The 13,313-nt window shown below is 64.4% G+C and carries 13 protein-coding genes; 9 read left to right on the top strand and 4 right to left on the bottom strand.

The genetic code is table 11. The annotated features are described in order from the left end of the window. The first annotated feature begins 2 nt into the window (after positions 1–2). From fliJ to fliR, 9 genes are all read left to right on the top strand, one after another. A complete protein-coding gene (gene fliJ, locus ACEN8U_RS14665; RefSeq protein WP_013589917.1) occupies positions 3–452 on the top strand; it encodes a flagellar export protein FliJ in 450 nt (149 codons plus the stop codon). A gap of 63 nt (positions 453–515) precedes the next feature. Then, on the top strand, positions 516–2,036 hold the full coding sequence (locus tag ACEN8U_RS14660; RefSeq protein WP_310104232.1) for a flagellar hook-length control protein FliK: 1,521 nt from the start codon (positions 516–518) through the stop codon (positions 2,034–2,036). Positions 2,037–2,882: 846 nt separating this feature from the next. After that, complete coding sequence (gene fliL, locus ACEN8U_RS14655) at positions 2,883–3,377, top strand: flagellar basal body-associated protein FliL (protein WP_013589919.1); 495 nt, start codon at positions 2,883–2,885, stop codon at positions 3,375–3,377. Positions 3,378–3,430: 53 nt separating this feature from the next. Then, a complete protein-coding gene (gene fliM / locus ACEN8U_RS14650) occupies positions 3,431–4,429 on the top strand; it encodes a flagellar motor switch protein FliM (RefSeq protein WP_013589920.1) in 999 nt (332 codons plus the stop codon). After that, entirely contained in the window at positions 4,422–4,889 is a 468-nt protein-coding gene (gene fliN, locus ACEN8U_RS14645) for a flagellar motor switch protein FliN (RefSeq protein WP_015003992.1), read from the top strand. Before fliM ends, fliN begins: the two co-directional genes overlap by 8 nt. Further along, on the top strand, positions 4,886–5,515 hold the full coding sequence (fliO, locus tag ACEN8U_RS14640; RefSeq protein ID WP_310104235.1) for a flagellar biosynthetic protein FliO: 630 nt from the start codon (positions 4,886–4,888) through the stop codon (positions 5,513–5,515). The genes fliN and fliO overlap by 4 nt, the downstream gene beginning before the upstream one ends. Next, on the top strand, positions 5,515–6,348 hold the full coding sequence (gene fliP / locus ACEN8U_RS14635; protein WP_015003994.1) for a flagellar type III secretion system pore protein FliP: 834 nt from the start codon (positions 5,515–5,517) through the stop codon (positions 6,346–6,348). The genes fliO and fliP overlap by 1 nt, the downstream gene beginning before the upstream one ends. A gap of 82 nt (positions 6,349–6,430) precedes the next feature. Next, positions 6,431–6,700, top strand: a complete 270-nt coding sequence (gene fliQ / locus ACEN8U_RS14630) for a flagellar biosynthesis protein FliQ (protein WP_013340831.1) — start codon at positions 6,431–6,433, stop codon at positions 6,698–6,700. 40 nt (positions 6,701–6,740) lie between these two features. Then, positions 6,741–7,523, top strand: coding sequence for a flagellar biosynthetic protein FliR (fliR, locus tag ACEN8U_RS14625; protein ID WP_013589924.1), 783 nt, complete (start codon positions 6,741–6,743; stop codon positions 7,521–7,523). 128 nt (positions 7,524–7,651) lie between these two features. Here the strand turns inward: fliR and flgL are convergent, their stop codons facing one another. From flgL to flgJ, 4 genes are all read right to left on the bottom strand, one after another. After that, entirely contained in the window at positions 7,652–8,875 is a 1,224-nt protein-coding gene (gene flgL / locus ACEN8U_RS14620; protein ID WP_015003995.1) for a flagellar hook-associated protein FlgL, read from the bottom strand. Between the two features lie 10 nt (positions 8,876–8,885). Beyond that, positions 8,886–10,859, bottom strand: a complete 1,974-nt coding sequence (gene flgK / locus ACEN8U_RS14615; protein WP_310104240.1) for a flagellar hook-associated protein FlgK — start codon at positions 10,857–10,859, stop codon at positions 8,886–8,888. 215 nt (positions 10,860–11,074) lie between these two features. Continuing rightward, positions 11,075–11,848, bottom strand: a complete 774-nt coding sequence (locus tag ACEN8U_RS14610; protein WP_175126354.1) for a flagellar brake protein — start codon at positions 11,846–11,848, stop codon at positions 11,075–11,077. A 448-nt stretch (positions 11,849–12,296) separates the two neighbouring features. Further along, a complete protein-coding gene (gene flgJ / locus ACEN8U_RS14605) occupies positions 12,297–13,301 on the bottom strand; it encodes a flagellar assembly peptidoglycan hydrolase FlgJ (RefSeq protein WP_015003998.1) in 1,005 nt (334 codons plus the stop codon). Positions 13,302–13,313 lie beyond the last annotated feature (12 nt).

Genomic DNA, 13,313 nt, shown 5'->3' with positions numbered 1-13,313 from the left:
CGATGGCGAAACACTTTCCGATCAAGACGTTGATCGGTCTCGCGCAGGACGACGTGGACGCCGCCGCGCAGCGACTGGGCCGCGCGCAGCGTGAGCGCAACGACGTCGAGGCGCAGCTGAACGCCCTCGTGCAGTATCGCGACGAATATCACGCGCGTTTCACGGCGACCGCCCAGGCGGGCATGCCCGCCGGCAACATGCGCAATTTCCAGGCGTTCATCGACACGCTCGACGCCGCCATCGAACAGCAGCGCAAGCTGCTGGCCGCCGCGACCGCGCGGCTCGAGGCGGCCAAGCCCGACTGGCAGCGTCAGAAGCAGAAGCTCGGCTCTTACGAGGTGCTGCAGGCGCGCGGCGAGGCAGCCGAGGCAAAGACCGTGGCGCGGCGCGATCAGCGCGACGCCGATGAACATGCAGCAAGAATCCTGAGGATGCGCGCGGAAGGCGCCTGACGCCCGCGCGGCCTCGACTAACAGACTCGATACCGTACCCTTTGACGGATTGACAGGACACTTATGTCGTTTCTCTCACAGATCGGTTCGCTGCTCGGCTCGGCCGGCAGCAACACCACCAGCAATGCCAGCAGTTCCAGCAGCGCAGCGGCGCTTGCCGCTGCGAACGCGAAGCCGTTTTCGCAGACCTTGCAGCAGAGCATCGACTGGCAAAACAGTGCGGCAAGCGCGTCGCCCAATAACGCGGCCGGCGTGAACGCTGGCGCAAGCCGGCCGGCGCCATCGTCGACGGATGTTTCGCAGGGGTCGAGCGTGCACGACGCGCCGCCGCCCGACGATTCCACGACGAAAAGCGCCGACGACACGAAGAGCGGCGGCACGGACAGCAGCGCCGCGAACGCGGCGTCATCCGCTGCGCCGGTGGACAAGCCGCAGCAGGCATCGACGGGTAAGACCGGCGACACGCCCCCGAAGCCGGCCAACGCGGCAAGCGCAAACGACGCCGCCACCGCCGCCGCGGCAGCCGCCGCTCAGGCGCAGGCTCAAGCGCAAGCCGACGCGAGCGCGCCCGCCGATCCGGCCGGCGCGAACCTCGCGGCATTGACGAATGGCGACCCGACCGCAACCGGCGCCGCCACCGACGCGACGCCGGCCGGCACGCTCGGCAAGAAGACGCCGACCGATCCGAAGTCGCTGCAGGACTCGTTGCAGGCCGCGCTCGCCGCGCTGGCGAACGGCCAGGCGGTGGTTCCGTCGCAGGCATTCGCGAGCGGCGCGGCAGCCGCCGCGGCGGCGAACGGTGTTGCGAGCGCGAATGCTTCGCTGAACGACACGACGAGCAAGACGCTGGAAGCCGGGCTGGCCGGCGGCGGCAAGGGTTCGGCCGCGGCGCGCGGCGCATTGGCCACGGCCGCGACGGCGGTCGCCGATCCGACTGCGGCGGCTTCGGCAGCGGTGGCGGGCACGTTGACATCGACGGGTACGACGGGCGCGCAAACGGGCGATCTCGCGTCGTTCAAGAACACCGCCGACGCGGCAGCGGCGGCGCTGGCCGCGAGCCAGGCGGCCGCGAGCGCGGCGAGCGCGACCGCAGCAGTGCAGACGACGGGCAACGCGAGCGCGGCGGAAGCAGCCAATGCATTGGGGCCGCACGTCGGCACGACCGATTGGGAAGACGCGTTGAGCCAGAAGGTGGTGTTCCTGTCGAACGCGCATTCGCAGAGCGCCGAGCTGACGTTGAATCCGAAGGACCTGGGGCCGCTGCAGGTGGTTCTGCAGGTCGCCGACAACCATGCGCACGCATTGTTCGTGTCGCAGCATCAGCAGGTGCGGGAAGCGGTCGAGGCTGCTTTGCCGAAGCTGCGCGAGGCGATGGAGGCGAACGGCATTGGGCTCGGCAGCGCGAGCGTCAGCGATGGGTTTGGGCGCCAGGGCGGGCAGCAGCAGAACGCCGGTTCGGGAAGGTCAGGGGGGCGCTCCGCGGCCGGCGGTGACGCGTTTGGGGCGGGCGCCTCCGGCGCGGTCGTTGCTTCTGTGGATGGCGCTGCGCGGCGGCGGGTTGGGCTCGTGGATACGTTTGCCTGATTTTTTTGTGGGTCTGGTTTTTTTGGGTTTTTTTGTTTGACACCTTTGGCCTTTCCTTGAGGTCACGGTGGTCTATTAGCGTTGCCCCTGTGCGGGGCGGCACCTACTTTCTTTGCATGCCGCAAAGAAAGTAAGCAAACAAAGCGGCTTCACACCGCCAGCTCATAAGTGGGTCCCCCGGCTCGGAGGGGGCAGTGGTGCATCTGGAATCCGTGCCCTCGCGCACTCCGCGCTCGTGACAAGGCAGTCATGCTTCCGGCGGCGCTGCGCGCGCCGCGGCGGTCGTTCTGCAACCATCGCGGGTCGAAGCGCCCCGGGTCGCTCCGCCGCTGGTCCCGAGTGCACTTGAGGCTCACCCCCAAACTCGCCGCCGTACGCCTCGCCGAGGCGCAGCCGACGGCCCCCGCCGCGCCAGCCGCGAGTGGTCGGTGTTGGGCCCGCCCCTTCCGGCGAGCACGCAGTGCGAGGCGGGAAGCATGACTGCCTTGTCACTGAGGCCGAATGTGCGGGAACACCGATTCCAGATGCACCACTACCCCCTCCGAGCCAGGGGACCCACTTATGAGCTGGCGGTGTGAGCCCGCTTTCTTTGCTTACTTTCTTTGCGGCGGCAAAGAAAGTAAGTGCCGCCCCGCACAGGGGCAACGCCAATAGACCACCGTGACAACAAGGAAAGGCCAAGGGTTTTAAAAAAACAGCCATCCAGAACAACAAAAAAGCCACGCCCCGCCGGGCCGCCAAAAACCAGGAATAGCCCGCATTAACCCTTCTGTTCGACCCATCGCGCCGCAGGCAAATCAACAACAATCACTATCACCAGCACTAACGGCAAGCACAGCACACCTCATGGCTACCACTCCTGCAAATCAGCAAGTCGCGCCCGCTTCCCCGGGCCCCTTGAAGCGCATCATCCTGATCGCCCTCATCGCTATCGTCGCCGCGGCCGTCGCCGGTGCCGGGGTGTGGTTCTTCATGTCGAAGCGCGCGCCCGCCCCCACGGCCGCCGCGCCCGCCCCGGTTCCCGCGCCCACGTTTTTCCCGCTCGATTCGATGACGGTCAACCTCCAATCGGACGACGGCCAGCAGCATTTCCTGCGCATCGGCCTCACGCTCAAGCTCACCGACCCGAAGACGCCGCAGGAACTTACCGAACACATGCCGGAAATCCGCAGCCGCATTCTGCTCGCGCTGTCGAACCATCATCCCGATGAACTCGCGCCGCTCGAAGGCAAGCACGCGCTTGCGACCGAGTTGCGCACGCTGATCGAACAGCCGACCGACAAGGGCGCCGCGCCGATCCACGTCCAGGACGTGCTGTTCACCGAATTCGTCGTGCAGTGACGCGCTTGCGCACTGCCCTCATCAAACGCCACGGTATGCACGAGGAATAGGAAATGGGCCACGAAGAGTTCATGTCCCAGGAGGAGGTCGATGCCCTCCTCAAGGGCGTAACCGGCGAGTCCGACTCTGAAGCCGAGCAAAGCGAGCGTGTAGGCGTACGTCCCTACAACATCGCGACGCAGGAACGCATCGTCCGCGGCCGGATGCCCGGCCTCGAAATCATCAACGACCGCTTCGCGCGCCTGTTGCGCGTGGGCATCTTCAACTTCATGCGGCGTTCGGCGGAAATCTCCGTCGGCCCGGTGAAGGTGCAGAAGTACAGCGAGTTCACCCGCAACCTGCCGATCCCGACCAATCTGAACCTGGTCCACGTCAAGCCGTTGCGCGGCACGTCGCTGTTCGTGTTCGATCCGAACCTGGTGTTCTTCGTGGTCGACAACCTGTTCGGCGGCGACGGTCGGTTTCACACGCGCGTCGAAGGCCGGGACTTCACGCAGACCGAGCAGCGCATCATCATGAAGCTGCTGAACCTGACGTTCGAACACTACGCGGCGTCGTGGAAAAGCGTGCGTCCGCTGCAGTTCGAATACATGCGCTCGGAAATGCACACGCAGTTCGCCAACGTGGCGACGCCGAACGAAATTGTCATCGTCACGCAGTTCTCGATCGAGTTCGGTACGACGGGCGGCACGCTGCACATCTGCATGCCGTATTCGATGATCGAACCGATCCGAGACATTCTGTCGTCGCCGATCCAGGGCGAGGCGCTCGAAGTCGACCGCCGCTGGGTCCGCGTGCTGTCGCAGCAGGTGCAGGCAGCGGAAGTCGAACTGACCGCCGACCTCGCGCAGGTGCCGATCACGTTCGAACAGATCCTGAACATGCGCAAGGGCGATGTTCTGCCGATCAACATTCCCGAGCAGATCACGGCGAAAGTCGACGGCGTGCCGGTGATGGAATGCGGCTACGGAATTTTCAATGGTCAATACGCGTTGCGCGTGCAGAAGATGATCAGCGCAGCCGACACAATGAAGGAAGGTGGATATGAGTGATCTGAACGCAAAGCCCGAGGAAGAGCTGAGCTCCGCCGCGGCGCAGGTTGCCGCCGACGCGGCGAGCGCCGAGGACGAAGCGGCGCTCGCCGACTGGGCAAGCGCGCTCGCCGAGCAGAACGACAACAGCAGCGAAGTCAGCGCCAGCACGGCCGGCGTATTCCAGCCGCTGTCGAAAGTCGCGCCGACTTCGACGCGCAACGACATCGACATGATTCTGGACATTCCCGTTCAGATGACCGTCGAACTGGGCCGCACCAAGCTCGCGATCCGCAACCTGCTGCAACTCGCGCAAGGTTCGGTCGTGGAGCTGGACGGTATGGCCGGCGAGCCGATGGACGTGCTCGTCAACGGCTGTCTGATCGCACAAGGCGAAGTCGTGGTGGTGAACGACAAGTTCGGTATTCGCCTGACCGACATCATCACGCCGTCAGAACGTATCCGGAAGTTGAATCGATGAAACCCGTCGTTCGCCGCGCGCTGTTCCCTGCGCCGCGTCATCTGTCCGCCCGCGCTGTGAGCGTCGCACGGCATGCCGCCGCGCTCTTCTGCGCGCTGTGCGCGCCGCTCGCCGCACACGCGGCCGACATGAACGCGGTCAACAACGCAGCGAAGATGGCGTCGAGCGTCGGTGCCGGCACGGCCGTTCCGGCGCTCGGCGTCGGCGCGGTATTGCAAACGATCGTCGGCCTCGCGGTCGTGATCGGCCTGGTCTTCGGATGCGCGTGGCTCGCGCGCCGCTTCGGCTTGCAGCCGGGCAGCCGCAGCGGGCTCGTGAAGACGGTCGGCGGCGCATCGCTCGGTGGCAAGGAGCGCGTCGCGGTGGTCGAAATCGGCGATACGTGGCTCGTGCTCGGTGCAGCGCCGGGCAACGTGCGTCTGCTTCACACCATGCCGGCCGGCTCCGTCGCAATCGACGCCGTCGGCACTGCCCAGCCGGGCACGCCGGGCGCAGCGGCTAACAGCGGCGCGGGCGGCACGACAGGCAGCGGCACATTGTCTGGCAGCTTCGGCCAGCGCTTTCGCGACGCCTTGAAGGGCGAAGTGAGCAAACGTTTCAACGGGCAAGGCAACGGGGTTCGGTAATGCAGTTCAGTCTTCAATCGGCGCATGACGCGCACTCCACCCGCACCTCGCGCGTCGCCTCGACAGTAGTTCGCGGTTTGCGCCGCGCCGCGCCCGTCGCCGCAGTGGCATTGCCTGCGCTGATGTTCGCGCTGCCCTCGCTCTCGTTCGCGCAAACCGCCGGCTTGCCGGCCTTCAACACGAGCCCGGGCCCGAACGGCGGCACCACGTATTCGCTGAGCGTGCAGACGATGCTGCTGCTCACGATGCTGTCGTTCCTGCCGGCCATGGTGCTGATGATGACGAGCTTCACGCGCATCATCATCGTGTTGTCGCTGCTGCGTCAGGCCCTCGGCACGACGACCACGCCGCCTAACCAGGTGCTCGTCGGCCTTGCGCTGTTTCTTACGCTTTTCGTGATGTCGCCAGTGCTGGACAAGGCTTACACGGACGGCTACAAGCCCTTCTCCGAAGGCACCGTTCCAATGGAAACCGCCGTGAGCCACGGCCTCGCGCCCTTCAAGACGTTCATGCTGCGTCAGACGCGCGAAAGCGATCTCGCGCTCTTCGCGCGCATCTCGCACGCGGCGCCGATGCAAGGCCCCGAGGATGTGCCGCTGTCGCTGCTCGTGCCTTCGTTCGTCACGAGCGAGCTGAAAACCGGCTTCCAGATCGGCTTCACCATCTTCATTCCGTTTCTCATCATCGACATGGTGGTGGCGAGCGTGCTGATGTCGATGGGCATGATGATGGTTTCGCCCGCAACGATTTCGCTGCCCTTCAAGCTGATGCTGTTCGTGCTCGTCGACGGCTGGCAGTTGCTGCTCGGCTCGCTTGCGCAAAGTTTTGTCTGAGTGCGCGGCGCGCTGCCCCGCGCGCTCGCGCTCTGCTGCAGTCCCTGTCTTTTACGTTGTCTACGCTTTCGGTTGAATCGCCATGAATTCAGAATCCGTCATGACACTCGCGCACCAGGCCATGTACGTCGGCCTGCTGCTCGCCGCGCCGCTGCTGCTGGTCGCGCTGGTGGTCGGTCTGGTGGTGAGCCTCTTCCAGGCCGCCACGCAGATCAACGAATCGACGCTGTCGTTCATTCCGAAGCTGCTCGCCATCGCAGTGACGATGGTGATCGCCGGTCCGTGGATGCTCACCACCATGCTCGATTATCTGCGCCAGACGCTCACCAACATTCCGACGCTCGTCAACTGAGCGCCGCGTTTCTCTTCCTGCAGCAAGCCTCGCCGCCACCATGTTTTCCGTCACTTATGCGCAACTGAACGCCTGGCTCACCGCGTTTCTGTGGCCGTTCGTGCGGATTCTCGCGCTGGTCGCGACCGCGCCCGTGCTCGGCAACCGCTCGCTGCCGCTGCGCGTGAAGATCGGCCTGTCGGCTTTCGTGACGATCATCGTCGCGCCGACCCTCGGCGCACTGCCGCAAGTCACGGTCTTTTCCGCCGAAGGCGTGTGGATCATCGTCAACCAGTTCCTGATCGGCATCGCGCTCGGCGTGACCATGCAGATCGTCTTTCAGGCGATCAGCGCAACCGGCGACTTCGTCGGCCTTGGCATGGGCCTCGGCTTTGCCACCTTCTTCGACGCGCAGGCGAGCAGCTCGAGCCAGGTGCTGTCGAGCTACATGTACACGATTGCGATGCTGGTTTTTCTCGTGATCGACGGCCATCTGCAGATGATCAGCGCGCTGCTTGCGTCGTTCAATTCGCTGCCTGTGTCCGCCAATATTCTCGGATCGCCCGGCTGGCGCACGCTGGCCAACTTCGGCAGCACGATTTTTTCAGCGGGGCTTTTGCTGTCGCTGCCAGTGGTCGCGGCATTGCTGATCACCAACCTCGCGCTCGGCATTCTGAACCGCGCGGCCCCGCAGATCGGCGTATTCCAGATCGGCTTTCCGCTCACCATGCTGATCGGTCTGTTGCTCCTGCAACTGATGATCCCGAACATGATTCCGTTCTTTGCGCGTCTTTTTGCGGTCGGGATCGATCAGATGGGGCGCGTGGCACTGGGGTTCAGGTAGGCCACCTTCCTTCCTAACGTGGACTAAGGGAAACCCGCGCAAACACACAGGTCTGAATGCAGAGAGGGCGGAGCCGGCTTCACCGGTCTCCGCCCTTTCTTCTTGAGCGACCAGTCAGTCGCTCACCGTCAGTTCAGATACTGAAACAACGACATGTTCTGGATCTTCACAAACGCCTGCTGTGCCGCCTGCAACGCATTCTGCGCCAACGTGTATTTGCCGACGGTCTTGATCATGTCCGTCTGCGTCAGATCCGACAGATTGCTCGACGTCTGCAGCGTATTCGCCTGGGTGACCGTCTGCAGTGCCTGGATCTCCTGCTCGCGGCCACCGACAGTCGCCTGCGCGGTCACGACGTTGTTCATCGTATTCTCGAGCTGGGTCATGCTGGTGACGAGCGCGCTCTGCAAGCTCGCCGTCGACGCGCCGCCCGAAACCGGCGACTGCAGCGTGCTGATCAGCTGGCTCAGGTTCGCGAACACGTCCATGCTGCCTTGCGTGGCGGGCGTCACCGAGAAGCTGTCGCCCGCATTCGGCGCGCCGCTGATCGAAATGGACTGGCCGCCGAGCGTGATCGCCGAGCCTGCCGTGAACGCCTGGGGACCGCTCGTCGTCACGGCGCCCGTGGCCGGGTCGGTCTGGCTCACGGTGTAAGTCGTCGACGACGTGAAGTCGATCGAGTACGTGTCCGCGTTGGCCGGGTTGGTCGGATTGTTCAGGCTCACCGTGCTGATGACGCCCGTGCCCGTGTTCCCCGCGGCGGCCGCCGGCACCGCGCTCGTGCCGATCGGCGCGACGCTGCCGAAAATCGCCAGGCCGTTGTCGCCGGTCTGCACGACGTGCGAGCCGGTGATCTGCACGGCAGGTGTGCCGGTGTCGCCGGAATACGTGACGACGCCGGCCGAGTTCGTGTTGTACGGCTGCGCGCTGCTTTGATAGCCGGCGAACAGATAATTGCCTTGCGGATCGGTCGCGTTGGCGAGCGTCATCAACTGGCTGCGCAGGCTTTGCAATTGGGTGGCGATCGAGCCGCGGTCGCCGTTGTTGAGCGACCCGTCGCCGGCGCGCAGCACGAGCGTGTGCATGCTTTGCAGCACGTTGTTGACGCTGCCGAGCGTCGAGTCTTCGAGCTGCAGCGACGCGAGCGCCGTGTTCTGGTTGCTCGTGTACTGCGCGAGGCTCGTCGCGGTCGAGCTCAACTGCACGGCCTGCGCCGCGCCGAGCGGATTGTCCGACGGCGTGGACAGGCTCACGCCGCTCGAAATCTCCGCGTAAAGCTGCGACAACTGAGCTTGCTGATCGCTCATCGTCGCCACGTTCATGGTGAAGTACTGGGTGCTGGAGATGCGCATGTTCAACGCCTCACTGGAAGATGCCGAGCAGCGTCTGGAACAGGGTCTGCGCGGTCTGGATCACCTTGCTGTTCGCCTGATAGAGCTGCTGATACTGAAGCAGATTGGCTGCTTCTTCGTTGATGTTGACGCCCGAGACGGACTGCTGCGCGGTCGTGATCTGCGTCACGAGCGAAGCCTGCGCCGTGCTCGCGGTCTGAATCTGATTCGTCTGGTTGCCGATTTCGTTGACGTAGTTCGCATACGCGCCCGTCAGCGTGACCGTGCCGCCGTTCATCGATTTGGCCGTGGACAGGTTCGACAGAGCCAGCGCATTGCGGCCGTCGTTGTTCGCGCCGGTGTTCGGGCCGATGGTGAACTTGTCGCCGGCAGCAGGCACGCCGCTGATTGTCACCGACACCTTGTTCATCTGGCCGGCGCTCGTGTTGTTGATCGTGAGACTCGCGCCGGTGCTCGACGAATACGGCACGACGGTCGTCGCGCTCGTGATGGAGTAAGTGGTCGCAGGCGAGCCGGCCACGGTCACCGTCGAGCCGACCGGGAAGCCGGTGAGCCCGGTGCCGTTGTAGGTCAACGTGGTGGTCGAGCCCGGCATCGTGTAGCCGGCCGTCACCGTGCCCGGCGAGATCGCGCCGGTGCCGGTGTTGGTCGTGGCGGCCGCGCCCAGAACCGGCGACGCAGCGGCGATTGCAGAGGCGTCCGTGGTGGCGGTCGCGAAGCTGTTCAACGCACCGCGGGTCGGTTCGACCGTGAACGAGTCGCCGGCATTCATCGTGCCGGTCATCGAGAAATTCAGGCCGTTGATCGGCTGGCTCAGGTTGCTGGCGGAACCGACCACGGTGCCCGTCGAGTTGTCGGTGAGCGTGTAGCTGCTGCCGTTGAAGGCGAGCGTGTAGTCGCCGGTGGTCGGCTGTGCGGCGTTCGCGAACGATACGGAGAGCGACGCATTGCCGGTGTTCTGCGTGTTCGCATAAACCGTCGGGCTGCCCACCGAGAACAGCGCGCCGCCCTGCACGCCTGCGAGCGTGATGCCGAGCGCGTTCTGTGCGTTGACCTGCGAAGCGAAGCTGACGGCGATCGCGCCGAGTTGCGCTTCTGCCGGATCGAGCGTCTGGCTGCGGAACGCAACCAGGCCGCCGAGCGTGCCGCCTTCAATCTTGCTGTCGGGCAGGTCCTGCGGCGCCGCCGCAGGATTGGCGCCGGCCTGGCCGAGGTACTGCACCGACAGTTCACTCGAATCGCCCGTGGAAGGCGCCGTGCCGAGGTTGAAGCTGTTGCCGGCCGACACGAGCGGCTGGCCGTTGCTCATGAACACGCTGTAGGCGCCGTTGCTGTTGACGACCTGCACGCCGATCAGTTGCGACAGATTCGACACGGCGAGATCGCGCTGATCCAGCAGCTGGTTCGGCGGCTGCCCTTGCGTGCTTGCAGCGTTGATCTGGCCGTTCAGCTGCGCGATCTGCTGCGTGTAGCTGTTGATCTGCGAAACGGTGTTGCTCAACTGCGTGTTGACGCTTTCGCGCAGCGCGTCGTATTGCTGACCGGCGGCGTTGATCTGGTTCGCGAGCGTCTGCGCGCCGCTCATCGCCGTCTGGCGCGTGGCGAGGCTCGAAGCATTGTTCGCGACGTTCTGCATGCCCGTGAAATAGCTCGTGATCGCGCTGGCAATGCCGGCAGTCGGGCTGCCGACCAGGTTGTTCAGTTGCGAGATCAACGAGTTGTAGGTGGACAGCGAGCTGCTCGACGACTGCGCGTTGTTGAGCTGCGTCGTCAGATACTGGCTGTACTGACGCGTGACGGTGACGGTCGAGACGCCCTGCGGCAGATAGCCGGAACCGGTGTACTGACCGCCCGTTTCCGCGAAGACGGGCGTTTCAATGGTGTAGCCGGGCGTCGACGCGTTGCTGATGTTCTGGCCGGTCGTCGTGAGTCCCCATTGGGCTGCGTTGAGACCGCTGAGACCGAGATTGATGAGATTGGACATGCGTCATCCTGAAGGGCGACACCGTACACATGCCGCCGCGTTACTTGAACTGACTGTTTAACGGCTTTAGCGACGGAAAATTGAGGCCATTCACGACGCTTCCGCAAGTTTGCTTCAACGTTTGCGAGGCCGATGCGCCAAGGCCGGCGGGTGCATGCTGGATAGTCCCGGCGCGGCGCGTGCGGCCTCTGTGCGCTGTTCGCTCTGTACGCCCGTTAGCGAACGAGCGACCGGCGCTTCATTTCGAGTTGCGTGATAAGACGCTGCAGCGTGTTTTCCGCGCTGCCCGGCAGCGTCAGAAAACGGAAGCCGAGCTGGTAACGCTGCGTGCCGTTCGGCAGCGCGAGCGACCGGTGCGACACGAGTTGCAGATCGAGCGACAGGCGACCCAAGCCGCCGAGCGCGAGCTCACAGTCGTCGAGCCGCGTGCCCATCGGCAGTTCGGCCACACGTTCGTCTGACGTGCGCATGCCGACGCCGCCCAGCGACAGATCGTGCACCTCGAAGCGAAACGAATCGCCTTCCGGCAAACGGCCGCTGCACGTGTACGGATCCAGAATGGGGGCGTCGACGCGGAAATACTCGCGACGTTGCACATAGAACAGCACTTGCGGAAAGTCGGCTTCGAATGCGGGCAGCCCCTCGAAGCGCGTTTCGCGCGGCGTGCCGGTGACGAACTCGACGCGCACGCCCTCGGGCGCCGCGTGGAACTGACAGCCCGCCGCGGCGAGCAGACCGCGGTTCTGGTCGGACAATGCGCCCCAGTCGAACGTGAAAGTGCGCCCGCGCACATCGACATCGAGCAGCCGCGTGACGAGCTGCCCACCCGGATACTGAACGGTGAGGAAGTCGCCCCGATTGACGAGATTGCGCAACTGAACGCCGATTTCCAGCGGATTACGACGGCCAAAATCGTGTGCGCTGTCGTCTAGCGGAACGTGCGGCTGGATCTGCGTGTCGGTTTGGCCGTTCGACTGATTGGTTTCCATGGGCTTGCCGGTATGCATGTTCTTGCGGGCACGTGCCACCGCTGCTGCCGGGGCTTTCACGCGGTCTTTTTCATGCAGACCGTGGCACGCGCATTCAACCGGACATTAACGCTTCCGGTATGGGGTCTAACGGATTAGCGGCAGTATCCCGCTAAAATTTAGGGGCGCCCAATGAATTATTTGGAAAGACCTCGCGCAAACGTTAAAGCTCCGTTAAAGCGCCATCAAGTCACCATTAAATTGCCGACCGCCGCGCATACCGCGCCGGTGATTCGTCAGCGGCAAACGGCGCGCGCCGGTGTTCGCACAGCGTTTCGCGGGTAGGCCGGCCGCCGTCGGGCAGCCGGCCTCGTCCGTCTTGTCATGCACCTGGCCCCGTCGCGTGCATGGTTTCTTTTGCGTTGACTCACTACGCAAGCGCTGTTTGCCGATTCGAATTACCGGCGTTTTAGCCCATTTTTTCCATAATCGACATCAACTTCTTCGCGTAATGCGGATCGGTTGCGTAACCGGCGCGCTGCATGCCGGTTGCAAAGCCCTTCACGTCATGCGCGGAATTGATGACCTGTGCATAGCGCGGGTTGCCCTTCAGCAGGCTCGCGTAATCGGTCATGGCTTCCTGATACGAGTCGTACGCCCGGAATTTCTCGACCACGCGTTGCGGCTTGCCGTTCACATACTCGGTGGTAAGCGTGGACACCGTCTTGCCGGTCCAGTCCTTGGTCGCCTTGATGCCGAACACGTTGTGGCTCGTCGTGCCGTCCGCCTTCTTGATCTCGCTCTTGCCCCAGCCGGACTCGAGCGCGGCCTGGCCGATGATGAAGCGCGCCGGAATGCCGGTCGCGGCGCTTGCCGCCTGGGCCGGAGCCGCGAGCTTGTCGACGAAAGCGTCGACCTTGGGCGAGCTGCCGTCGCCCTTCAACGGCGGCGTGAGCGCGCTGTTGGCCGAGTAGCCCTTGCCCATGGCCAACTGGCCGTTGGCCTGCGCGTTACCGTAGGCCTTGGCGAGCGCGTTGAGCGCCGCGGTCTGACCTTCGTCGCCGCCGCTGCCGCCGCCGAGCGCATTGGCCATGCCGACGAGACCGCCCGCGCCGCTGCCGCCATTGGCGCCGCCCGTCTGCATGCCCTGGTTGCGCATCAACTGCTTGAGCATGGCGTCGGCGACGCCGATGCCCTTCTGCGACAGCTGTTGCGACAACTGCTGGTCCATCATCGACGTGAAGGTGGCGCTGTCGTGCGAATCGAACGGGCCGTCCTGCGGCGTCGCGTCACGCATGCTCTTCAGCATCATCTGCGTGAAGACCGCGTCGAACTGCTGCGCGGCCATCTTCATGCCGGCTTGCGGCGATGCCTTCGCCTGCGCGCTCAGCTTCGCGAAACCCTGCACGTCGAGCGCGAAGCGCTGGGTCAGATCGTTCGCCGCCGTGGCGGAATTGGTCGTATCCGAATTCATCTGCTGTCTTCC

The sequence above is a fragment of the Paraburkholderia phenoliruptrix genome (assembly GCF_047325075.1).
GTDB classification, from domain to species: domain Bacteria; phylum Pseudomonadota; class Gammaproteobacteria; order Burkholderiales; family Burkholderiaceae; genus Paraburkholderia; species Paraburkholderia phenoliruptrix.
The sequence above is the reverse complement of the archived record's forward strand: the minus strand, read 5'-3'. Positions and strand labels throughout refer to the sequence as shown.